Genomic DNA, 23,030 nt, shown 5'->3' on the forward strand with positions numbered 1-23,030 from the left:
TTTATTTACTTTTATACAAATGACTAAGTAAGGCAAAACAAAGAATAAAACTCATAATAAAACCAAACCAAGATAAAATTGGGATACCCCAAATTAGGTATCCTACGCGACCATGAGCCAAAATACTGGCACCAACTCCAAAGGTCATCGCCAAAATGGATAATAGAAATTTATTCCCCATACGATGCAGGATTAACTGAAGATTATCAAAATCCTGCATCTTATGGTTGACCGTAATTTTATCATCCTTTACCTTCTCTAATATCGTCAGTAAATCCAATGGAACTTCTGTCAATACATCCTTTGCAAACTTCGCTTTCTCCTTTAATTGACTTATAATATATTCTGAAGAAAATTTCTGCGCAGCTATTTTCTTTGCAAATGGCTCTATACTTTCTGGAACATTTAAATCAGCATCTAACTGCCGTCCAGTACCTTCTAAAATAGAAACCCCACGCAACAATAAATAAACAAAATCGGGTAATAGAATATGATTGCTCTGTAGGACTAAATTGAGCTTCTGCAACATGACTGAAATATCGATATCATCCAAAGCGTTTTGCTTTATCATCTCAAAAATCTCATAGGCATCCCGCTCTAATCGCCTTTCATCCTCAATATGATGGACAATAGCCAATCTTTTGATGTTCTTGATTAAACTCTTGGCATCATTGGCAAGGAAATCCAAAACCATCGATTCAATTATCTTCCGATCCTCTGGAATCATAAAACCCATGGCCCCAAAATCAATAAATACTATTTGCCCATGCTTATTGACAAAAACATTCCCTGGATGGGGGTCGGCATGAAAGAAGCCATGCATAAGGACTTGTTCCAAATAGAGGTCTAGAACATTTTGCAACACTGATTTGGCGTATAAACCATAGCCCTCTATTCCTTCGATATCATTTACTTTAACCCCATCAATATACTCCATGCATATCAAGGTATCTGTGCTGTATTTCCGATATACTTTTGGAATATGAATATCTTTATTCTCTAAAAAATTTCTCCTGAAACGCTCGATATTATTCAGCTCATTTGTAAATGACAATTCATTGAGTAAGGAGCTCTCAAATGATAATACGATCTGGTAAAGGTTCATTTTATAAACAACCTCATACTTCCTTTGAAGTAGTCTCACCAGATCTTTAATAAAGTCCAGATCTGCTTGGATCACTTCATCTATTTCTTCACGCTTTGCTTTTATGACAACCTCTTTCCCATTCAGCAAAGTAGCTCGATACACTTGCGCAATTGAAGCAGATGCTATCGGTTTACTTTCAATATTGATAAAATGCTTATCCAAGTCAATCTCTAACTCTTCTGCTAGCCTTTTCCGAACATCAATATCCTCCAATGCTACATCATCCTGTAGTTTAACCAGCTCCTCCTGCAAATCCTTAGGAATAATGTCGGGGCGATTACTGAGTAATTGCCCTAATTTTATAAATGTAGGACCTAATTCTTCTATCGCTAATCGAACTCGAACATTAAAATTCTCTTCAAATACTTTCCGAGCATGACTGTTCCAAAAAAGAAAACTATCTGGTAAAATCCTATCTAAATTGCTCCTTGAAATCACTTCATCAAAACCATGTTTCGACAAAATTTTTAGGATCTGTCCTACTCTTTTTATTTTCTGAAAGCCATTAATGTGTTTCATTTTTTAGAATCTCCAAAAGAATAACAAGTCAAATAACAAATGGATTTTTGTATTTCTATTTTCTGTTTAAATCTGTAACTAATAATGGATTACTTTCCTTCATTTCTTCAATAAATTTAGCAACCTTATCTGTGGATGCTTCATTCATCAGATAATCCAACTCCTTTTGTGTAATTCCTACCAATTGAATAAAGGAAACTTCCCCATGGGGAGTTGAAATCCTTCCTAACTGCGGATCTAAAGTTGTGGCAAAACCTACAATATCAGTTTCAGTATTTAATCGAATTGGACCTTTCGCTGGAATAAACTGATTCTCTTCAAACCATCGACCACTTTGATAAACATATCGAGCCAAATTATTGAATACCTGCATAACCCAACCTGGATCTCCTTCATCACCTGAGTAAGGAACTAACCTAAAGGTAAACTCGAAACCCCATTTGCTAAATTCTTTCCCGGCAGACTCTGGATTGAAATACAATTCACTCATCCCATAAGTAACTAAATGTAAATGTGCAGGCGAAACTTGATTATCATACACACTTATCCCATCAATTGGATCTGTACCTCCAGCTGCAAAATGCAATCCACATAATGGACCATAATGCCTCGGTTCTATCCCAGAATAAACCCTATCCAGCTGTTCATCAATGGATAACCAACCTACCGCAGTATCCTCATTATATTTTTCTATATATTCTTCTTTTGAAATCATATTAATTCTTTTTAATAGTTTACCCCGAAAACTATGCCATACTCCAATAAATAATTTTTTCAAATCAATATACTCAATTCAATTTTAATAGTAAATTACATCGATAACCTAATCAGCATGATACAAGAAAAACTAGCCTCCTTTTTAGGTAGAAGAGACGAAACTCCAAACATTGAACTGGCACAATTAATTTCAAACAACAAAGACAGTCAGGCTGTCAAAGATTTGGTTTTACTCCTGAAAGGAAAAAGTAAGGATTTCCAAAATGATAGTATTAAGGTATTATATGAAGTGGCCGAACATACTCCAGAACTCATTTCTGATTTTATTCAAGATTTTATTGATGCCTTAAAAAGCAAAAATAACCGACTGCAATGGGGAGCAATGACCGCTTTAAAAAAAATAACTCCAATAAACGCCGAACAGATTTTTAAAAATATATTAGTATTAGAGCAAGCTACAGGACAGGACTCAGTGATCACTAGGGATAATTTTATTGAAATTCTTTCAATTCTATTAGATGAAAAGGAATATGCAGATTTGATATTCCCGATGATATTAAAGCAACTAAAAAATTGCCCAACAAATCAATTGGCCATGTATACAGAAATACTAGCTCCAAAAATAACCTCAGTTACATGTAAATCATTTCAAGAAACTGTAAGCAGTCGATTAAATGAAATCGATAAAGAAAGCAAAAGAAAAAGAATTGAGAAGGTTTTAAAGAAACTAAACTGTTAAAACCTTCTCTTTCTCTAATTAATACATTTGTAGGGTTTCAATTATTTCAGAAGCACCTTTTTGTGTTGCATAATCAATAGCAGTTTTTCCGTCTTGATCAACGATATCCTTATCTGCACCTCCCTTTAAGAGGAGATTGATGATTTCTACATTATCTTTCCCAGCATCTCCAAATATTATGGCTTTTATTAATGCTGTATAGCCTTTTTTATTGATATGATTAATTGGATAATTCTTTGTATGAACTAATAATCGTACTACATCCACATGTCCATTCTCTGCAGCTGAGATTAAGGCAGTCTCATTATCATGATTGAATACATCAAATCGAGCGCCGTATGCCAAGTATAACTTTACTAAATCTAAATACCCTGCAGAACCCGCATACAAAAATGGACTATTTAATAAATCATCTTGTTGATTCGGATCAGCACCTCGCTTTACTAAAAATGCCGCCATTGCATAATCATGCTGGTAAGTAGTAACCATTAATAAATTCTGCGACTGCTCATTTACCCCATTTATATTCGATAAATTGAGGTTCTTATCCAAATAGACGGTGTCACCTCGCTTAACTGCACTCTCTATTTCTGGTCCCATTTTCATTATTAATTTATGTTGATTTCTCTGTTAATATTTAACAGCTTTATTAATTTATTATCATAATTCTTTCTGTTAAAACGTATTTTATACAATTATTAGCCATCAGCCTAAATAATATATTAATCCAAGTTAAAAGTGTTTTCAATACATAATAACACAATAAATATATTTAATTTTTCCATTACATTTTAATTCTTGTTAATCTATATTTTATTGTAGCTAAATAGCCTCACAATAAATCCAATAAACAATTTTCAACTATTTTCATTTATTATCATAGATCAATGTCCATGTATTATTTTATCCCAATTTTTGCAGTATTAAACGAAAACGAAAAATAAAATCTCATACAATGAAAAATCTATTAAGCTTATTAACTTCTTTAGTTCTTGTGTGCAACATTGCATTTGCACAAACTAAATGGACTGTAGACCCTGCTCATACGAATGCAAGGTTTGAAATTAAACACTTAGGAATCGCTTTTGTTGATGGTCAATTCACCAAATTGGAAGGTCAAGTAGATTCAAAAGACTCCGTTAACTTCGATAACGCAACTGTCAATTTTGATATTGATGTAAATAGCATCGATACGCGTATTGAAGCAAGGGACAATCACTTAAAAAGTGATGACTTCTTTAGTGCTGAAAAATTTCCTAAAATGAGCCTTAAAAATGCTACCCTTAAAAAAGCTGGAAAAGGTAAATTCAAATTAACAGGTGATTTAACTATTAAAGATGTTACAAAACCAGTGACTTTTAATGTCACTCAAAACAATGGAACAATAATCGATCCTTGGGGAAAAACTCTTGCTGGATTCACAGCAACAACATCTATCAACAGATTCGACTACAATATCAAATATGCAGATAAAACTCCTGCTGGAATTGATGCCGTAGCTACTGAAGTGGCAATTACAGTGAATGTGGAATTAGTGAAAAACTAATTCCGAAGGGGATAAATAATCAGTATTGATTTAGCTTAGAATCACAAATAACTATTTATAAAAAGAAATGGGCGATTATTTATCGCCCATTTCTACTATTATTAGTTATCCCAATATTTTTTCAATCCTTATTCCTCAACTTCATAAGACCAAGTCATTAATCTTTCTTGAAAAATTCTGGAAATTTTATTGAAATAGCGCTTATGCTTATACCCCATTACCCATTGAATCCCTTCAACAGCATTGGTACAAAAAATCTCATCTGCCACTTTAACAATTTCCGGCTTAATTTCGGCCTCCACAACTTCAATACCTTGCTCCTGCGCCATATCCATCACAACTCTTCGCATAACCCCAGCAATACAACCTTCTGAAATCGCCGGTGTATACAACACCTTATCATAATAAACAAAAATATTCGACGCTAAGGCTTCACATAAATTACCCGATTGATTAAGAATCAAAACCTCATCAAAGGCATTCTTTTTCTTAAATAAACCTGCCATAACATAAATTAAAGCATTGTTTGATTTAATCTTTGATAATTCCGAATATGACTTCTTGTATTCTGTATATATATCAATTATTAGCCCTGTCTTTTTATCTCTTAACGTTTCTGGTTTACGATCTACCTGAATAATATAACCTGCTTTATTAGTTTCAGGACTATATAAACCTCCTCCTTCACGGTAAACAATCAATCGAACGCGCGCCTGTTGTCCAACCATATTGTTCTTTCGCAACAACTCCTCTACCTTGGTACGAACAAAATAACTATCAAATTGATCTTTATCATCAAAGTGAAGCATCTCCATGCTATCATGCAATCTTTCCAAATGAAGATCTAAAAATCGAATATCTCCATCTCTCCATAACATCGTTTCAAAAATTCCATCTCCATAACGAAACGCACGACTATCTACATCTAAAATTGCCGTATCCTGAGGTACTATTGCACCATTATTATTAATAAAATGTGTGGGCATAAATTTTTTAAGAATCTAACTTTGATTATTTGAGCTATAACTTCTCCATTTCTCTAATGCTAAACGGAAATCTTCCGGAATTGGTACTTCAAAATGCACAAATTCTTTTGTTTTTGGATGAATAAATCCTAAACTCCTGGCATGCAAGGCTTGACGTGGTAGTATTTTAAAAGTATTCTCTACAAATTGCTTGTACTTCGCAAATGTCGTCCCTTTAAGGATTTTATCACCACCATATGATTCATCACTAAATAAAGGATGTCCAATGGACTTCATATGAGCACGAATCTGATGAGTACGCCCTGTTTCTAGTTGACATTCTATTAAAGTAACATAGCCTAAACGCTCCAAAACCTTATAGTGGGTGACAGACCATTTCCCCTTTTCCTCATCCTCATACATATCCATGATTCGTCTATCCTTCAAGTTTCGACCGATATAGCCCGAAACAGTCCCATCTTCTGCAATATCTCCCCAAGCCAAGGCTATATATTTTCTGCTAATGCTATGTTCATAAAATTGCTTCGCCAAAAAGGTCATCGCCCATTCACTCTTTGCAATAACTAATAAACCCGAGGTGTCTTTATCAATGCGATGAACCAAGCCCGGACGACCGGTATTCCCAGGTAATGTAGGTAATTGATTTAAATGGAAGGTCAAAGCATTTACTAAGGTACCTGTATAATTATTGAATCCAGGATGAACAACCATACCTGCCTCTTTATTAACTAATAAAACATCATCATCTTCATAAACAATTTCTAGAGGAATATCCTCTGGATATACCTCCGTATCACGAGGTGGATCTGGTAAAACAACCGTAATGACATCTAGGGGTTTAACCTTATAACTGGCCTTGATCACCTTTTCATTGACCTTGACCGTGCCAGCGTCTATCGCATTTTGAATTCGATTCCTAGAAGTATTCTCTACCCTATTCATCAAGAATTTATCAATACGCAATAAGGCCTGCCCCTTATCAGCAACTATCCTTAAATGTTCAAAAAGCTCCTGCTCGTCCTGCTCGTTCTCAAGATGATCTGTCATGCTGCAAAAATAGCATTTTTATAATCATTCCTTTTCCTCAAAGAAAAAAGCATAATTTTACAGCCATGCATTTCCCATTCGAAATTTTCAGCCCTGAAGAACAGATACAAAACCCAAGGTTCTTGAAAAATGGAATCTCTCTTTTCATGAAAAGAGATGATAAAATTCACCCCTTCATTTCAGGCAACAAATGGCGTAAACTAAAACATCAGTTGGAACATGCTAAATCACAAAATATCACAAATTTAGCAACCTTTGGAGGCGCTTGGTCCAACCATCTCCTAGCTACTGCAGCCGCAGCAGCCCAATTTGGTTTCAATGCCATCGCTTATGTACGTGGTGAAGAAATTCGAAATCCTGTCCTGGATATGTGTCGCTTATATGGAATGGAATTAAGATTTGTAGATAGAGAATCCTATAAAAATAAACATGGCCTTTTCGTTTTAAATCACAACAGTGAAAATGATTATTTTATTGACGAAGGTGGAAAATCTGAACTTGGCTTACTGGGCTGTTCTGAAATTATTGATGAATTAAAAAACGAATACGACCATATCTTTGTAGCCTCAGGTACAGGAACTACAGTAGCCGGAATTCAACTAGGAATTCAGCAGAAAAAATTAAAAACTACGGTCCATAGTATCCCAGTATTAAAAGGAGCTGATCATTTATTGGATGAATTTTCAAACTGGGAAATAGATACTCAAAAAATCAAAATGCATTTGGATTATCATTGTTCTGGATATGCAAAAACTACTCCTGAACTCATTTCATTTATCCAGCAATTTATTGAATCAACGGGAATTATGATCGAACCAACCTATACAGGCAAATTAATGTACGCTGTATTCGACCTTCTAGAAAAAGATTATTTCAAACCGAACAGTAAGATATTGGTTATTCATACAGGTGGTCTAACAGGCTTACTTGGACATTTGGATAAATTTAACCGCTAAAATGACATAAATCTTAATATGTAATCAGAGATAAATAATATTTTTACCCCAAATGGAAAGTCTTTGACCACATAATCAACCGATAACAAACATAAAATGCGCTTAAAGCTGTTAATATTAGTAATCATATCCTTAATTCAAATCCCTTCCTATGCGCTCCAAATACAGATTCAAGATACTGTAAGCACTAAAGAACAAAGGGATAGCATTATGCCAACAGCACATCTTTACGATATCGTAGATGCTTTCAATGATATTAACCCTTTTAAAAAAGACAAAAAGAATCCTTCAGGAAAAAGATCTGCAATCTCCTACCTCCCAAATATAAATTACAACCCATCAATAGGTGCTCAAATTGGTATTAAAGCTGTTGGAGGTAAAATCCTCGGAAATGAACCTAATACTACAATGTCCATTGCAGCAACAGCATTAAGTGCGACCACAAGAGGAATTATTGTGGGATACCTTCTTCACGATATATATACGCCCGGAAATAAGTGGAACATCAAAGGCGGAGCAATGGTTGCCAAAGCAGTTGGTCTAGATTATGGTCTTGGAATCGGTGGACCTTTGACTAATCCAACCGAGGAAGAATTAATACTGAATAACCCTGATAGACAACGTTATGTTAACAAATACATGGCTTATACTATCAATGAAAGAATATATAAACAACTATTTCCAGGTGCTTTTGTCGGTGTGGGAGTGTTTTTTGAATTGAAACGGCAACTTACTACAGTCGGTAATCAAGAAAATATGGCTCCTGTTGAAATTTACAGCCGTTGGAATGACTTTGACCCTACCAGAGTGAATAACAATGGACTTATGCTTAATATGCAGTACATGACCCGCGATAATCCTAATTCCGCTTACAAAGGTTATTATTTCGACATGGTTCTTAGAATGAATCAAACCTGGTTAGGAAGTACGCATAATGCCTATCAACTGCAAACGGATTTTAGAAAATATTGGCAGCTCTCCACGGATAGACCAAACCATGTTTTAGCATTTTGGAATTTTGGATCATATAATCTCGCAGGAAAACTCCCATATATTGACTTGCCCGGAACTGCAAAAGATACCTATGCCCGAAGTGGTCGCGGATATACCATGGGATATTTTAAAGGTGCATCCTTCTTTTATTCAGAGATTGAATATAGATACCCTATTCTTAGAAACCAGTTTCTGAGTGGGGTCGTCTTTGCCAATGTCCAAACTGCAAATGACCAAATGGGAACTAAACTCTTCCAAACTTGGCAGCCTGCAGCTGGTGCTGGTTTAAGGTTACTCTTTAATAAAGCCACAAGAACCAATCTCTGTATTGACTATGCCTTTGGAAAATTTGGTCAACATGGACTATTCTTAGGTTTAAATGAAGCATTCTAAACAATTATTATTTAATATTTTATAGATATCATCCTACATGTATTTTAAAATCTTTAGCTTTTTAAGCTGCTCTTTAACTTTCTTTTACTTTTCCGCTCATGCTCAGTCCACTAGTACGGATACTTCTATTAATGAAATTGCGCCTATTGAAATCAAAGCTCATTTCAATGCGCAAGCTATGCTCGACTTGACCAGCTCCGCAAAAGTAGTTACCAAAAAGCTGATAGAGTCTCAATCACCTAGTAATTTCCTGAGTGCCATTAATACCACCACTGGATTGAGAATGGAAGAAAGATCTCCAGGTAGTTATAGACTTGCACTTCGTGGAAGTATGCTGCGTTCTCCCTTTGGCGTTCGTAATACCAAGATTTATTTAGATGAAATTCCTTTTACCGATGCAAGTGGTAATACCTACCTGAATTTATTAGACCCTATTGGAATAAATAGTATTCAAATAATAAAAGGACCTGATGGATCTCTCTTTGGTCCTAACTCTGCGGGTGTTATAAGATTCATTCCTGAAGGATTCGGACAAATTGATAATCAAAAATCATTAATGCTGTCAGGCGGTTCTTTTGGATTATTCCATGAACAACTGCAGGTAAATCATAAGGTCAATGAGAATTACAATTTCTCTTTTAACCAAGCCTACCTACGCTCAGATGGCTACAGGCAACATACAGCCATGGATAAGCTCTTTTTTCAAACAGCACATCAATGGAAATATAATTCCTTTGGAAAACTTAAAGTATTTGCACTTTACTCAGATATTGGCTATCAAACCCCAGGTGGTCTGACTCAACAACAGTATGATGATGACCCAACCCAATTTAGACCTGCGGGTGGCCCCTTCCCAAGTGCTAAGGACCAAAAAGCTGGAATCTACAACAAAACCTTTATCGGAGGAATCACGAATGAGTATCAAATCACCAAGAATTTGAAAAATGTAACCTCTGTTTTTGGAAGCCATACCAACCTCGAAAACCCATTTATTACCAATTATGAAATCAGAAAAGAAAATAACCTGGGATTCCGAACCTATTTTTCATACGAAAATATTGAAACCTCTGACTTTTTATGGGAAATGCAATTAGGAGCTGAAGGCCAAAATGGCTGGTATCATGTCAAAAACCATGAAAATAAACTTGGAATAATGGGGGATTTAACTGATGATGATAACCTTGAAAATCTACAACATTTTTACTTTTATAGATTCAAAACTAAGCTTTATCAAAAACTTTCAGCAGAAGCATCTATCGGTCTAAATTTCAACAATATAAAATTCACTAGAAATGCAGCTGATGAAAATATGGCTCAAGGAAAAATCAACTTTGATAATACCTGGATGCCAAGAGTAGGCCTTGCTTATGCTGCAACAAATAATCTTTCAATTAGGGCTTCTCTTTCCAAAGGTTATTCGACTCCAACTATCGCTGAAGTAAGGTCCTCAGACAATAAAATAAATGAGGATCTAAAACCTGAAACAGGTACAAATTACGAAGCTGGACTACGATTCGAAAGTCAAGACAGGCGCTTTATTGCTGACATTGCCACCTACTATTACCAAATGAATAATGGTATTATTAGACAATTAAACGATGCCGGAAATGAATTCTTTCAAAACGCCGGAAAAATTGACCAAAAGGGAATCGAAGCTTCCATATTGACTCAAATTATTTCAAATGAAAATGGCAATTTCTTAAAAGGTTTGATTTTGTCAAGCAACCTCACTTATCAAGATTATAAGTTTAAAGACTATGTCATTGGAAACAATAATTTCAACGGTAATAAAGTTACTTCTGTTCCCAATTGGATATGGGCAAATACATTATCCTTGAAATTTATTAAAAACATAGATTTAAATATCTTACACAACTTTACTTCAAGTATTCCATTAAATGATGCAAATACAGTAGTTGCTTCTAAATACAATGTTTTACAGGCAAAAATATCTTGGTTGACACCGATATCCACTAAATATAAATTACAGTTTTTTACTGGTGCTGATAATATTCTCAATGAAAAATATAGCCTCGGAAATGACATCAATGCTATGGGAAATCGTTACTTCAATGCGGCTCCGACTAGAAATTTCTATGCTGGAGCTAAGGTAATTCTATAACCTAAAGTATTTTCCAGATTCTTTCCAGAATTCAATTATTTATTTGTAATGATACTTAGAATGAAGATATTAATTATAGAAGACGAGAAAGACCTATTGCAAACTATCGAAGAATTTCTAAAATCAGAGAATTTCTTGATTGAATCTGCAATGGACTATAATTCAGCTCTGGAAAAGGTTATGAATTATGAATATGATTGCATTCTCCTCGACATCATGTTACCAGGAGGTAGTGGTTTGGATATCTTAAGGGCATTAAAGGATGAACATAAAAAGCAACCTGTCTTGATTCTTTCTGCCAAAGACTCGGTTGAAGATAAAGTCTTAGGTCTAGAAATTGGCGCAGATGACTACCTTGCAAAACCATTCCATCTCGCGGAACTGTTAGCCCGGATAAAATCTATCATTCGACGAAATGCAAATGAAGGCGAACAGTTGGTTTCTTATAAAAATGTAAGCCTAAACCCAGACAGTAGAATTGTCTATGTTGATAACATACCTATTTCACTAAATAGAAAGGAATTCGATTTATTCTATTATTTTCTTTTGAGACCAAATAGATTATTGGAAAAAACGAGCTTGGTGGAGTCAGTTTGGGGTGATCATACTGACCAAGCCGATAATCTCGACTTTATTTACTCGCAAATAAAAAATATTCGAAAAAAATTAAAAGAATCCAATGCCAATATGGATATTCAAGCAGTTTATGGTGTTGGATATAAATTAGTTTAATGTCAGTATCAATTAAATATTATACAAATAGGTTCCTAGCAATTGCCATTTTGATCATTATGGCAATCTGGGCTTTGCTATTTTATGCTTTCCTCATGGACGAGGTCTATGACAATATTGATGATGGCTTGAAAAACCAAAAGTTGGAAATCATACGTGAAGCTTATAATAACCCTGAAATAATTGATAACAACAAAGAATATGGCATAAACCAATTTAAGATTCTTCCCTCTGAACCAAAAGAGGATATTGACAAGAATCATTTCTCAAGGGAATTCATGTACATGCCCTATGATGATGAAGATGAACCTTATAGAATTCTTAAAACTGGATTCTATTCTAAAGATAGAAAACCTTATAGCCTTGAAATTCGAACTTCTACTGTCGAAGAAGATGATTACTTGATTAATTTGGCTGTAGCATTAGCAGTTTTGTACCTTGTAATTGTTCTCAGCATCCTGATCATTAATTATTTCGGTATGAGTAAAGGTTGGAAACCCTTTCAAACAATCCTTCATAACCTGAGCAATTATCGCTTTGGCCATCCCAAATCATTTGAAAGTACGGAAACAAAGGTTAAAGAATTCCAGGAACTAAATGTCCAGATCAAAAAAATGATCGATAGAAATGAGGGACTATTCGAAGAACAAAAGCTTTTCTTGGAAAATGCATCCCATGAACTTCAAACTCCATTGGCCATTACAATTGGTAAACTAGACCTCCTTCTCCAAGAAGGTGATCTTCCTGAAGACAAAACAATCAAAATAGCAGAAGCTAAGCAGGCATTACACAGAATGGTTTCTCTTAATAAATCACTCTTGATGCTTTCTAGAATTGATAATAATCAATATAACAGTAAAACAGAGGTGAATTTTAATGATCTTATCCAAAAAAAATTGGAGGAACTACAGGACTTCATTCAATTCAAGGAAATTTCCATTAATCTAATTGAGAATGATCAATTCGTTGCTCAAATAAATCTTGATTTAGCACATATTCTAATATCAAACCTGTTAAGAAATGCCATCAAATACAACACTAGCTCAGGACATATTACCATTACTATTGATAAAAACTTATTAGACATTGCGAATAGCAGTCAAACAACTGCCCTTAATCCCGAATATATATTTAAGCGTTTCCACAAAGGCAATCAAGACAGCCAATCCAATGGCCTTGGACTTTCCATCGTTCAAACTATCCTTGAAAAATACCCTAATCTCCAAATTGGATATGAATATTTGAATGCTGAACAACATTTTTCATTAAAAAAATCAAAATAACTCCTTAAAACTCCCATCATTCCCAATTCTTTCCAGATTTGACATAGAAATTTGATTAAACAAAAAATTAAACGATATGAAAAATCTAATAAAAACATTAATGGTATTATTGATTGCTGGATCATCGTTCAACGCAATCGGACAAGAAAAAGTAATTGAAGTAGCGAATTTACCGCAGCCAGCGCAATCCTTTATTCAAAAACATTACGCAAAAGATAAAGTAGCATTAACAAAATCTGAAAAGGAAACCCTATCTCCTATTGAATACAAGGTAGTTTTAGCAAGTGGAATCGAAATTGAATTCGATAGCAAAGGAAACTGGACAGAAGTAGATGCTAATACAGCAGCTGTACCACAAGAAATAGTTCCTGCAAAAATTAAAACTTACGTTCAAAAAAGCTTTCCTGACAATAATATCGTACAAATCAAAAAAGACAGAAAAGGATACGAAGTCGAATTGACAAACGGAATCGAAGTGAAATTCAATAAGAATGCTGACTTCGTAAAAATCGATGACTAATTAAATAAACACACTAAATAATATTAATAAACATGAAAAAATTAATTCTAGCTTTCACTATCTTATTTTCAATTGCAACTCTTACAATGTCATGCGACAAAGAAACTGTGGTAACCGAAGATCAATTGCCAAGTACTGCTTCGCAATTTCTAAATCAACATTTTAATAATGTAAAAATTCTTTCAATTGTTGAAGAAAAAGAAGGACTATCAGGAAAAGAATATGATGTATTGTTAGACAATGGAATTGAAATCAAATTTGATAAAAATGGTGAATGGTTGGATATCGATGCTAAAGCAGATACCACCTCCTTACCAGAAAGTTTGATCCCTGCATCTATTAATTCCTATGTAAAACAAAACTATGCTAACGCCGGAATCAATAGCATTGAAAAAGAAAAACACGGCTACGATGTTGAATTAACCAACGGACTAGATCTGGTATTCGATAAAGACGGTAAATTCGTAAGAATCGATCCATAAAGACGATATCTAAACAAAAAATATAACATAGAAAAAGGGAATTGATTAAATCAATTCCCTTTTTCTATGTTATATCCTATCTGAAGTCAGTCTAATACTACTCCCCAATACTCTTTTCCCACATGCAATCAGTCTAAATACTAAATACTAGATACTAAATACTACTCCCCAATACTCTTTTCCTGCAAGCAATCAGTCTAAATACTCTATACTAAATACTAAATACTACTCATCAATACTCTTTTCCCGCATGCAATCAGTCTAAATACTCTATACTAAATACTAAATACTACTCCGACAAATAACTTGTCTTCACAGTAATATTTGCAGTTTTCTTTCTGGAAGTCACATTAAAGGCACCACCGTAAGAATATTCTTCGTTTTCATTCTGTCCGGTAATCTGGAAAATCCCTAAATCAGCTTTTACAAGACTTCCTAATGATGATCCTGCTTCCTTAGCTATATTCTCTGCCCTAACTCTGGCATTTTGTGATGCTTCAGAAATTAATTTCAATTTTAAATCCTCAAGACCCGAAAAATAGTAGTTTGGCAAATTAGAACTTAACTCAACTCCTTGGGAAATCAAGGTCGAAATCTCACGAGATGCATTTGCAACCTTATCCAAATCCTTCGATTCAATGGAAACATTTTGAGATAAGCTATAGCCCGTAAAGGTATTGTAGCTATTTCCGTTCTGATCTGTATGATAGTTGAAGTCCCGATTGATATTAACAGCATTGAATAAAATCTCCTTTTCACTAATTCCTTGGCGAACTAAAAAATCCTTGACCATATCTCGATCCCTTTTCAATTGCTCTGAAGCCTCACTTAAATCCATGGATTTACGATTGAAGGATGCCGACCATTTAACAATATCAGATTCAAAGTTGGTCATCGCATTACCAGTCACATTGATCGTATTCGAATTCTTATACTTGTACTTGTAGGCATTCCCAAAAATCAAGGCAAAGACAATGATTGAAAGCCCTGCAATTATGCTAATAATAATTCCGCTGTTTTTCATAAGTCCCGAATAGTTGTGATTATATTAAAAATGTTATCCTTTATCCCAACCTAAGTTAGGAAATTTTGGGTATTATTGAAATTCCAAACATCAAATTATATGAAACGTAAATTTGGCTTATTTATCCTAGGTTTATGTGCTGCTTCCCTAACTTATGCGCAAAAGAAACCTATCGATCACACTGTTTATGACTCCTGGAATAGCATCAGTAGACCGGAAATCAGTAAATCCGGTAATCTTATCTATTATAGCGTTACTCCACAAGAAGGCAATAGTCTCGCTTTTCTGAAAAATTCGAATAATCAAACTTTATTGCAAATCCCCAGAGCTGCAGATTTAAAATTAACGAAAGATGAAAAACATCTCCTAAGTTTGATAAAAGCACCTTTTCAAGATGTTAGACAAGCAAAAATTAAAAAGAAAAAACCTGATGAAATGCCTAAGGACTCGATTTTGGTATTTGATATCCTCAAGAATCAAAGCACAAAATTCGCTCAGGTAAAATCATATAAAATTGCAAAAGATGGAAATGACTACGTGGCTTTCCTACATGAAACTGTAGTTACAAACCCTTCAGATAGCAGTAAAACTAAAAATGGCTCAAAAAAAGAGAAGCCAACACCTACCCTGACGTTATTAAATCTTAACACCAAGGATACAAGCAATATCTTAAAGGCTGACACCTATGAATGGAGTGATGATGGAAAATTCTTGGTATATTCTATCAAAGGTCCTGAAAAAGACAGCTTAAATGAATCTGGACTTTTTATTATGGATTTAGCAGATAAATCCAAAAAGAAAATCAGCAATGGAAAAGGAAATTACAAGAACATTCATTTTGACGATGCTACAAAACAATTAAGCTTCTTAGCTGATAAAACTCCTGAAAAGTCACTTCTAAAAGATTTTAAGCTCTATTACTACACAGCATCACAAGACTCAGCGACCATCCTCGCTGATAAGAATATGCAAGGAATTCCTCAAAACTGGTTTGTATCAGGAGACGGAGCATTAACATTTAGTAAATCCGGGAAAAGATTGTTCTTCGGCCTGGCTCCAATTCCTAGGGTGAAAGACACAACGCTGGTGGAATTTGAACATGCTAAAGTAGATATCTGGCACTGGCAAGATGATTATCTGCAACCTATGCAGCTGGTAAATTTGAAAAGAGATCTTTCCAGAAATTATACAGCAATGATAAATCTATCTGGAAATAGAAATATTATTCCATTATCTGATGAGACTTTTAACCGAATAACGCTGACTGGCAATGCGGATAATGAATGGGCTATGGCAACTTCAGATAAAGAATACCGAATTGAAACCCAATGGGAAGGTGGAATGCGTACAGATATCTATGCTATTTCTACTATTTCTGGTAAAAATAAAGTAGTTACCAAATCAAACTCTGGATATGCTTCTTTAGCTCCAAACGGAGATTATATCGTTTACTTCAACCGTGGAAATGGAAATTGGTATAGTTTTAATATTGCTACCGAAACTACCCATCAGCTGAATGATGGCTTACAAGTGAGCTTTGTCGATGAAGAAAATGATGTACCGGCAGCTCCTGGTCCTTATGGGATTGCTGGTTGGTCTAAAGACGGTAAATTTATCTATATCAATGATCGTTATGATGTCTGGAAACTTAGTTTGGATGGAAAAACCAAAACGAATCTAAGTCATGGACTAGGTAGAAAAAACCAAATGGTCTATAGAATTGAAGAACTCATTAAAAATGAAGATCCTAGAATCAACTACACGCAAATAGATGATTCTAAGGCTATATTCTTAACAGGTTTCAATAAAACTGATAAAAACCAAGGACTTTATAAATTAGGGAAAAAGGATATCAGCAAAATGTGGTCAGGACCTCATACCTATAGAATGTTGAGCGCTGATGAGAAATTAAATAAGGTCATTTACACTAAAGAAGATTACCAACACTCTCCAGACTTATATTTATTAGCAAATTTCAAAAATGAAACTAGGTTAAGTGATATCAATCCGCAACAAGCAAACTTCAACTGGGGTACTGCTGAATTAGTGCATTGGACAACTCCAAAAGGAAATAAATCGGAAGGAATTCTTTATAAACCTGAAGATTTCGACCCTAACAAAAAATATCCGATAATCGCATATTTTTACGAAACATTATCCGATGGCTTATATACTTATCAAGCTCCTGCTCCTACTCCCTCTCGCTTGAATATCCCTTATTTTGTGAGCAATGGCTATCTTGTTTTTGCTCCAGATATTCGCTATGAAACTGGATACCCAGGAAGATCAGCTGAAGAATTTATTAACTCTGGAATGCATTACCTCGCAAGAAATAACAACTGGGTAGACTCTACGAAAATGGGAATTCAAGGTCAAAGCTGGGGCGGATATCAAGTCGCTCACCTAATTACGCGTACCAACATGTATGCTGCAGCTTGGTCTGGTGCTCCGGTTGTCAACATGACCTCTGCCTATGGTGGTATCCGCTGGGGAACTGGAATGTCCAGACAATTTCAATATGAAAATACCCAAAGCCGTATAGGTAAGCCCCTATGGGAAGCTAGAGACTTATATATTGAAAACTCTCCACTCTTCTTTATGGATAAAGTAAACACGCCAGTGGCGATCATGCATAATGACAATGATGGTGCTGTGCCATGGTACCAAGGAATTGAATTCTTTACCGCATTGAGAAGATTAAATAAACCTGTATGGTTGTTGAATTATAATGGTGATGACCACAATTTAATTCAAAGACAAAACCGAAAAGATATCCAAATTAGGGAAGCTCAGTTTTTTGACCACTTCCTAAAAGGTAAACCTGCCGCAAATTGGATCAAAAAAGGTGTCAAAGCAACCGAAAAAGGAATAGATTGGGGACTTGAAGTCGACTAATTTTACAAAACTCTATCAAAACAGGTGGTAATTTCCCGAAATTACCACCTGTTTTTGTTAAAAAACATCAAATTCGGACAGTTTTTGAATTTTTTTTTCAAAAAAATTACTCAACTAACTTATTTTTACTATACTTTTGATAAAAAATTAGAACGATTCACACAGTAATCAACAAAAAAACTTAAAATAATAATATTAACAGCATGTTAAACTCCAGACTATCCGCAGTTGAAACTGCCTCAAAACACATGTTCAATGAAACAACTGAGGTAAATTCAGAACGCGCAATTCACATTTTTAACAAAAATGTGTTTAGCATCTCCAAAATGAGAGATTATCTTCCAAAGTCAACTTTTAGTGAGTTAAAAACTTCAATCGACGAAGGAAAACAAATTAGCAGAGAATTAGCGGACTTCATTGCACAAGCAATGAAAACTTGGGCTTTAGAAAATGGTGCTTCGCACTATACCCACTGGTTTCAACCTTTAACTGGATCTACAGCTGAAAAACATGATGCCTTCTTTGAACCGGACAGCGATGGTAGTGCTATCGAAAAATTCAATGCCGACGCATTAGTGCAACAAGAACCAGATGCTTCTTCTTTCCCTAATGGGGGGATCCGGAATACCTTCGAAGCTAGAGGTTACACTGCGTGGGATCCTTCTTCTCCTGCTTTCATCTTCGAAACTGGCGCAGGTAAGACTTTATGTATCCCTACTGTATTCGTTTCATACACCGGTGAATCTTTAGACTATAAAGCTCCTTTGTTAAAAGCTATCGCTGCAATTGACAAAGCTGCTACGGATGTCGCTCAATATTTTGATAAAGCCGTTACGAAAGTAAATGCTTCCTTGGGTATCGAACAAGAGTACTTCTTGGTTGACCTTGCCCTATATAATGCACGTCCTGACTTACAATTGACGGGTAGAACCTTATTCGGACATATGTCAGCTAAAGGACAACAATTGGAAGACCATTATTTCGGTGCTATCCCTGAGCGCGTATTAGCTTACATGGTTGACCTTGAAAACGAAGCCTTAAAATTAGGTATTCCTTTGAAAACTCGTCACAACGAAGTAGCTCCTTCGCAATTTGAATGTGCTCCAATGTTTGAAGAGATCAACCTGGCAATCGACCATAATCAATTGCTTATGAACGTAATGGAACAAGTTGCCATTCGTCATAATTTTAAGGTCTTATTACATGAAAAACCATATAGTGGAGTAAATGGTTCCGGAAAACATAATAACTGGTCTTTAATTACAAATACCGGTGTCAACTTATTATCACCTGGAAAAACTCCAAAAAACAACTTGATGTTCTTGACCTTCTTCGTCAATACCATCAAAGCAGTATATGAACATGCAGATTTATTAAGAGCATCAATTGCTAGTCATTCAAATGACCACCGTCTAGGTGCTAATGAGGCTCCTCCAGCAATTATCTCAATCTTCCTAGGTTCTCAATTGGACGAAATCCTTGAGGAAGTTGAATCTGCTCGCGTAGCTAAAAAAGTTAAAGCAGATGCAAACTTATGGCACGGAATCCCTAAAATCCCTGATTTGAAATTGGATAACACCGACCGTAACCGTACTTCGCCTTTCGCTTTTACAGGTAATAAATTTGAGTTCCGCGCTGTTGGTTCTTCGGCAAACTCTGCCCTGCCAATGACAATCTTGAATGCAATCGTTGCTACACAGCTTATTGAATTCAAAAATGAAGTTGACAAGCAGATTAAAAGAGGAACGAAAAAGGATCTTGCTATCTTAAATGTAGTTCGTAAATACATCAAAGATTCCAAAGCTATCCGTTTTGAAGGAAATGGTTATAGCGAAGAATGGGAAATTGAAGCTGCAAACAGAGGATTATCAAACATTAAATCCACTCCTAAGGCTCTTGACGTATATGTAAAACCTGAGTCTTTGGAATTATTCGAAACTTTAGGAATTTTCTCAAGACGTGAGTCTGAAGCTAGACATGAAATCCTTTTAGAGAACTTCTTCAAAAAACTTCAAATTGAGGCTCGTGTAATTGGTGATGTAGTAACTAGCCAGATTGCGCCTGCATGTTTAGTTTATCAAAATCAATTAATTGAAAATGTTAGAGGATTAAAAGATTTAGGCTTAAACAAAGAAGCGTATAGTTCTCAATTGAACTACCTGGAGCGTATTTCGAAACATGTAAACTTTATCCTGGAGAAATCTGAGGAAATGCGTCAAGCACGTAAAAAAGCAAACACTATCGATGATATGCGCGAGAAAGCAATCGCATACGACGAAGTTGTAAAACCATTCTTCGACGAAATCCGCTACCACGTCAACAAACTAGAAAAAATCGTTGATGACGCGAAATGGCCATTGCCTAAATTACGTGAATTACTTTTTATTCACTAAGAATAAAATAATAAACATATTCCAGGGGTAATTTTTTGATTACCCCTTTTTATATTCCAAATATTTGTTCATAACCTCACCAACAAACCCGTCAGCGTATAAAGAACCCCAGAGGGGTGACATATTTGTAGAAAATAACAATTGCCATCGTACAGCCCCATCGGGGCGACAAGTTTTTAGGGCGTATGCAATCCGCCCCTACAATCGTTTCATTTATCCGATAAGCTTTTCGCCCTGCATTTTCAAACCCCATCTGGGCGGCATGTTTGTCCATAACCTCACCAACAAACCCGTCAGCGTTTTCAAGAACCCCATAGGGGTTCAATATTAGTAACCCGATAATATTAATGAATTGCCCCGACCGAATGCAATCGCTTTAGCGATTGCATTCGGTCGGGGCTTATTTCGTATTACATCCTATTACTAACATTAAACTCCTCTGGAGTTTTTATCTCCGCCATGCATTTTCAAACCCCGTAGGGGTGACATATCTGTAGCAAAAAATATTTACCACCGTACAGCCCCAGAGGGGCGACATGTTTGTAGCAAATCACCAAAAAAAGAGGGGAATTTCCCTTTCCCCTCAACAGATGCTATTTATAAAATAACAATAACTAACATCCCAAATATCTCAATATCCAACCCTCAATTTTTATACATTTTACGGTTTCAGTTACCATTATTACAGTATTTACTGCCCATTAACCATTCCACCATTCTCCTTAATAAAAATCTTCTTCTGTAAATCCAAATCCAAGGATTTCATATCAACTAATTTCAGGTCTTTAATCATTTTCAAGGTCGTAGTCTTATAAAATTGAAAATGGTTCGACTGAATATGCTGATCATAAGCTTCCTTACTTTTGTAAATTTCCAAAATCCGAATTTTATAAGACCCGGAGTCAATCTCCATCGGAAAAATGGAAACCACTCCCTCCTCTTTTTCCACCGATTCCCTTGCTCCTTGAAGCAAAATTTCCTTGTATTCCTCCCAATACTCAGGCAAAACTTCAATTTCAGCAATCCGAACCAACTGTTTTGAGACTTTTTCTATATTTTTCTCTGTTTTTTCCTGGGAAAACAGCTTTCCATAAGAAAAAACCACCAGTAAAACCATTATTATCCTCAAATTCATAAATCTCTTCAATTTTTCATATTAACTATTATAATATCAAACTAAAATTAATCAGAATTGTTAGGACTAGTTAATTAATTTTTTATCTGTTGAGCCTGCTGCCCAACTGCTCTTTCCCCAACAATTTTTATTTTATCCAAAATGGCGGTTAACTCCATCAATTCTTGGGCTTCAAATTGATATAAGCTAGAATCAAAATTCTCTCTCAAATGAGCCAGTTTAGTAGTTCCAGGAATAGAAACAATAAAAGGTTTTTGAGCGGATAACCATGCTAATGCAACTTGAGCAACGGTCAGTCCGCGCTGATCTCCAAAATCCTTCAATAATTCTATTAATGGCCAGTTTGCAAGAATCGCATCCCGCTGATATCTTGGCAAAGCAGGACGATTATCATTTTGCGCATTGAATTTAGTTCTTTCATTGATATAGCCTGTTATAAGCCCTCTACTTAACGGACTATAAGGCACAAAACCAATTCCTAACTCCTCACAAACTGGAATAACAGTCTTCTCCGGATCTCTGGTAAACAATGAATATTCACTTTGTAGCGCAGTGACCGGCTGAATTGAATGTGCCTTTCTAATATTATCTACACTTGCTTCACTCAAGCCAAAATTCAAAACCTTGCCTGCCTGAATCAATTCTTTAACAGTTCCAACAACTTCCTCCATCGGAACATTCGGATCTACCCTATGCTGATACAATAAATCCAAATAATCCGTCTTTAATCGTTTTAAGGATTCATCAACTGCCTTCCTAATCGTCTCCGGACGACTATCAAGCCCTTTTGAAGGAGTTCCATCAACAAATCCGAATTTGCTGGCAAGTACCACATTTTTCCTTATCGGTGCTAATGCCTCTCCAACTAAATCCTCATTCAAATAGGGACCATAAGCCTCTGCAGTATCAAAAAAATTAACACCTATTTCATAAGCTTCTCTGATCAGATTAATACTAACCTTACGGTCTGGAACAAAACTCCGGTGATAACTCATTCCCATACATCCTAAACCAATTGCTGAAACTTGTAATTGATGTTTTCCAGAACCTAGCAACCTCTTACCAGCATTCTGATTTATTGAGGTGTTTGCTTTATTATCCATCTTTTCTTCTTTAATACCAGCAAAAACGGTAGAACTGATTAATCCTAAACCAGCTAATGAACTAGCTTTTAAAAACTCTCTCCGATTTGTATTCATTTCATTTCCTCCTTTTGTTTATACAAAGTTCAATACAATTGATAATCTTATTGTTATATGGATTACAGTATTAAATACCATTAATACTTTTTCTACCCAAATCCCTAAAATCTCAACTTCTATTTGATTAACCCAACTGAAAACATCATTTTTATACTTAATCAGGTTTCCAATACCTGAGGTTAAGTTTTAATCATAAAGC

Annotated in this window: 19 protein-coding genes; 11 read left to right on the forward strand and 8 right to left on the reverse strand. The window is 35.3% G+C overall.

Annotated features, from left to right (window positions below):
- Position 1: 1 nt before the first annotated feature.
- Both ACF3OC_RS11730 and ACF3OC_RS11735 read right to left on the reverse strand, forming a co-directional pair.
- Positions 2-1,666 (reverse strand): ABC1 kinase family protein, encoded by a 1,665-nt coding sequence (locus ACF3OC_RS11730; protein WP_392469271.1) that lies wholly within the window; start codon positions 1,664-1,666, stop codon positions 2-4.
- A gap of 55 nt (positions 1,667-1,721) precedes the next feature.
- Complete coding sequence (locus tag ACF3OC_RS11735) at positions 1,722-2,381, reverse strand: suppressor of fused domain protein (protein ID WP_392469272.1); 660 nt, start codon at positions 2,379-2,381, stop codon at positions 1,722-1,724.
- A gap of 117 nt (positions 2,382-2,498) precedes the next feature.
- Here ACF3OC_RS11735 and ACF3OC_RS11740 point away from each other — a divergent pair, with 117 nt between their 5' ends.
- Positions 2,499-3,122, forward strand: a complete 624-nt coding sequence (locus tag ACF3OC_RS11740; RefSeq protein WP_392469273.1) for a hypothetical protein — start codon at positions 2,499-2,501, stop codon at positions 3,120-3,122.
- A gap of 18 nt (positions 3,123-3,140) precedes the next feature.
- Here the strand turns inward: ACF3OC_RS11740 and ACF3OC_RS11745 are convergent, their stop codons facing one another.
- Entirely contained in the window at positions 3,141-3,722 is a 582-nt protein-coding gene (locus ACF3OC_RS11745) for an ankyrin repeat domain-containing protein (protein ID WP_392469274.1), read from the reverse strand.
- A 355-nt stretch (positions 3,723-4,077) separates the two neighbouring features.
- On the opposite strand from ACF3OC_RS11745, the gene ACF3OC_RS11750 reads away from it, so the two are divergent.
- A complete protein-coding gene (locus tag ACF3OC_RS11750) occupies positions 4,078-4,668 on the forward strand; it encodes a YceI family protein (protein ID WP_392469275.1) in 591 nt (196 codons plus the stop codon).
- Between the two features lie 128 nt (positions 4,669-4,796).
- Here ACF3OC_RS11750 and ACF3OC_RS11755 read toward each other — a convergent pair whose 3' ends face one another.
- Positions 4,797-5,654, reverse strand: a complete 858-nt coding sequence (locus ACF3OC_RS11755; protein ID WP_392469276.1) for an aminotransferase class IV — start codon at positions 5,652-5,654, stop codon at positions 4,797-4,799.
- Between the two features lie 15 nt (positions 5,655-5,669).
- Positions 5,670-6,701, reverse strand: coding sequence for an RluA family pseudouridine synthase (locus tag ACF3OC_RS11760; RefSeq protein WP_392469277.1), 1,032 nt, complete (start codon positions 6,699-6,701; stop codon positions 5,670-5,672).
- Positions 6,702-6,766: 65 nt separating this feature from the next.
- Between ACF3OC_RS11760 and ACF3OC_RS11765 the strand changes: the two genes are divergently transcribed.
- The 7 genes from ACF3OC_RS11765 to ACF3OC_RS11795 all read left to right on the forward strand — a co-directional run bounded on the left by ACF3OC_RS11765 (position 6,767) and on the right by ACF3OC_RS11795 (position 14,182).
- Complete coding sequence (locus ACF3OC_RS11765; RefSeq protein WP_392469278.1) at positions 6,767-7,657, forward strand: 1-aminocyclopropane-1-carboxylate deaminase/D-cysteine desulfhydrase; 891 nt, start codon at positions 6,767-6,769, stop codon at positions 7,655-7,657.
- Between the two features lie 96 nt (positions 7,658-7,753).
- Entirely contained in the window at positions 7,754-9,043 is a 1,290-nt protein-coding gene (locus tag ACF3OC_RS11770; RefSeq protein ID WP_392469279.1) for a BamA/TamA family outer membrane protein, read from the forward strand.
- Between the two features lie 37 nt (positions 9,044-9,080).
- Positions 9,081-11,165: a TonB-dependent receptor gene (locus ACF3OC_RS11775; protein WP_392469280.1), complete on the forward strand. Its 2,085-nt coding sequence runs from the start codon at positions 9,081-9,083 to the stop codon at positions 11,163-11,165.
- 60 nt (positions 11,166-11,225) lie between these two features.
- Positions 11,226-11,897, forward strand: a complete 672-nt coding sequence (locus ACF3OC_RS11780; protein WP_392469281.1) for a response regulator transcription factor — start codon at positions 11,226-11,228, stop codon at positions 11,895-11,897.
- A complete protein-coding gene (locus ACF3OC_RS11785) occupies positions 11,897-13,180 on the forward strand; it encodes a sensor histidine kinase (RefSeq protein ID WP_392469282.1) in 1,284 nt (427 codons plus the stop codon). The genes ACF3OC_RS11780 and ACF3OC_RS11785 overlap by 1 nt, the downstream gene beginning before the upstream one ends.
- 76 nt (positions 13,181-13,256) lie before the next feature.
- Entirely contained in the window at positions 13,257-13,700 is a 444-nt protein-coding gene (locus tag ACF3OC_RS11790) for a PepSY-like domain-containing protein (protein ID WP_094256738.1), read from the forward strand.
- A 32-nt stretch (positions 13,701-13,732) separates the two neighbouring features.
- Positions 13,733-14,182 carry a PepSY-like domain-containing protein gene (locus ACF3OC_RS11795; RefSeq protein ID WP_094282228.1) on the forward strand — a complete coding sequence of 150 codons (450 nt, stop codon included), beginning with the start codon at positions 13,733-13,735 and terminating at the stop codon, positions 14,180-14,182.
- Positions 14,183-14,471: 289 nt separating this feature from the next.
- Here the strand turns inward: ACF3OC_RS11795 and ACF3OC_RS11800 are convergent, their stop codons facing one another.
- The gene (locus ACF3OC_RS11800) at positions 14,472-15,206 is read right to left on the reverse strand and encodes an SIMPL domain-containing protein (RefSeq protein ID WP_094256740.1); all 735 of its coding nucleotides are present in this window, start codon (positions 15,204-15,206) and stop codon (positions 14,472-14,474) included.
- Positions 15,207-15,305: 99 nt separating this feature from the next.
- On the opposite strand from ACF3OC_RS11800, the gene ACF3OC_RS11805 reads away from it, so the two are divergent.
- Together ACF3OC_RS11805 and ACF3OC_RS11810 are read left to right on the forward strand one after the other, a co-directional pair.
- Entirely contained in the window at positions 15,306-18,101 is a 2,796-nt protein-coding gene (locus tag ACF3OC_RS11805; RefSeq protein ID WP_392469283.1) for a prolyl oligopeptidase family serine peptidase, read from the forward strand.
- A 203-nt stretch (positions 18,102-18,304) separates the two neighbouring features.
- Positions 18,305-20,494 (forward strand): glutamine synthetase III, encoded by a 2,190-nt coding sequence (locus ACF3OC_RS11810; protein WP_094282230.1) that lies wholly within the window; start codon positions 18,305-18,307, stop codon positions 20,492-20,494.
- A gap of 691 nt (positions 20,495-21,185) precedes the next feature.
- Here ACF3OC_RS11810 and ACF3OC_RS11815 read toward each other — a convergent pair.
- Both ACF3OC_RS11815 and ACF3OC_RS11820 read right to left on the reverse strand, forming a co-directional pair.
- Positions 21,186-21,629 (reverse strand): putative quinol monooxygenase, encoded by a 444-nt coding sequence (locus ACF3OC_RS11815; protein WP_392469284.1) that lies wholly within the window; start codon positions 21,627-21,629, stop codon positions 21,186-21,188.
- A 74-nt stretch (positions 21,630-21,703) separates the two neighbouring features.
- The gene (locus ACF3OC_RS11820; RefSeq protein WP_392469285.1) at positions 21,704-22,828 is read right to left on the reverse strand and encodes an aldo/keto reductase; all 1,125 of its coding nucleotides are present in this window, start codon (positions 22,826-22,828) and stop codon (positions 21,704-21,706) included.
- Between the last annotated feature and the right edge of the window lie 202 nt (positions 22,829-23,030).

This window comes from Sphingobacterium cellulitidis (assembly GCF_043187465.1).
GTDB lineage: Bacteria > Bacteroidota > Bacteroidia > Sphingobacteriales > Sphingobacteriaceae > Sphingobacterium > Sphingobacterium cellulitidis.

What these genes read in the sequence shown, in the direction of transcription:
- ACF3OC_RS11730 (WP_392469271.1), bottom strand. Translation starts at nt 1,666, where the DNA reads ATGAAACACATTAATGGCTTTCAGAAAATAAAAAGAGTAGGACAGATC.
- ACF3OC_RS11735 (WP_392469272.1), bottom strand. Translation starts at nt 2,381, where the DNA reads ATGATTTCAAAAGAAGAATATATAGAAAAATATAATGAGGATACTGCG.
- ACF3OC_RS11740 (WP_392469273.1), top strand. Translation starts at nt 2,499, where the DNA reads ATGATACAAGAAAAACTAGCCTCCTTTTTAGGTAGAAGAGACGAAACT.
- ACF3OC_RS11745 (WP_392469274.1), bottom strand. Translation starts at nt 3,722, where the DNA reads ATGGGACCAGAAATAGAGAGTGCAGTTAAGCGAGGTGACACCGTCTAT.
- ACF3OC_RS11750 (WP_392469275.1), top strand. Translation starts at nt 4,078, where the DNA reads ATGAAAAATCTATTAAGCTTATTAACTTCTTTAGTTCTTGTGTGCAAC.
- ACF3OC_RS11755 (WP_392469276.1), bottom strand. Translation starts at nt 5,654, where the DNA reads ATGCCCACACATTTTATTAATAATAATGGTGCAATAGTACCTCAGGAT.
- ACF3OC_RS11760 (WP_392469277.1), bottom strand. Translation starts at nt 6,701, where the DNA reads ATGACAGATCATCTTGAGAACGAGCAGGACGAGCAGGAGCTTTTTGAA.
- ACF3OC_RS11765 (WP_392469278.1), top strand. Translation starts at nt 6,767, where the DNA reads ATGCATTTCCCATTCGAAATTTTCAGCCCTGAAGAACAGATACAAAAC.
- ACF3OC_RS11770 (WP_392469279.1), top strand. Translation starts at nt 7,754, where the DNA reads ATGCGCTTAAAGCTGTTAATATTAGTAATCATATCCTTAATTCAAATC.
- ACF3OC_RS11775 (WP_392469280.1), top strand. Translation starts at nt 9,081, where the DNA reads ATGTATTTTAAAATCTTTAGCTTTTTAAGCTGCTCTTTAACTTTCTTT.
- ACF3OC_RS11780 (WP_392469281.1), top strand. Translation starts at nt 11,226, where the DNA reads ATGAAGATATTAATTATAGAAGACGAGAAAGACCTATTGCAAACTATC.
- ACF3OC_RS11785 (WP_392469282.1), top strand. Translation starts at nt 11,897, where the DNA reads ATGTCAGTATCAATTAAATATTATACAAATAGGTTCCTAGCAATTGCC.
- ACF3OC_RS11790 (WP_094256738.1), top strand. Translation starts at nt 13,257, where the DNA reads ATGAAAAATCTAATAAAAACATTAATGGTATTATTGATTGCTGGATCA.
- ACF3OC_RS11795 (WP_094282228.1), top strand. Translation starts at nt 13,733, where the DNA reads ATGAAAAAATTAATTCTAGCTTTCACTATCTTATTTTCAATTGCAACT.
- ACF3OC_RS11800 (WP_094256740.1), bottom strand. Translation starts at nt 15,206, where the DNA reads ATGAAAAACAGCGGAATTATTATTAGCATAATTGCAGGGCTTTCAATC.
- ACF3OC_RS11805 (WP_392469283.1), top strand. Translation starts at nt 15,306, where the DNA reads ATGAAACGTAAATTTGGCTTATTTATCCTAGGTTTATGTGCTGCTTCC.
- ACF3OC_RS11810 (WP_094282230.1), top strand. Translation starts at nt 18,305, where the DNA reads ATGTTAAACTCCAGACTATCCGCAGTTGAAACTGCCTCAAAACACATG.
- ACF3OC_RS11815 (WP_392469284.1), bottom strand. Translation starts at nt 21,629, where the DNA reads ATGAATTTGAGGATAATAATGGTTTTACTGGTGGTTTTTTCTTATGGA.
- ACF3OC_RS11820 (WP_392469285.1), bottom strand. Translation starts at nt 22,828, where the DNA reads ATGAATACAAATCGGAGAGAGTTTTTAAAAGCTAGTTCATTAGCTGGT.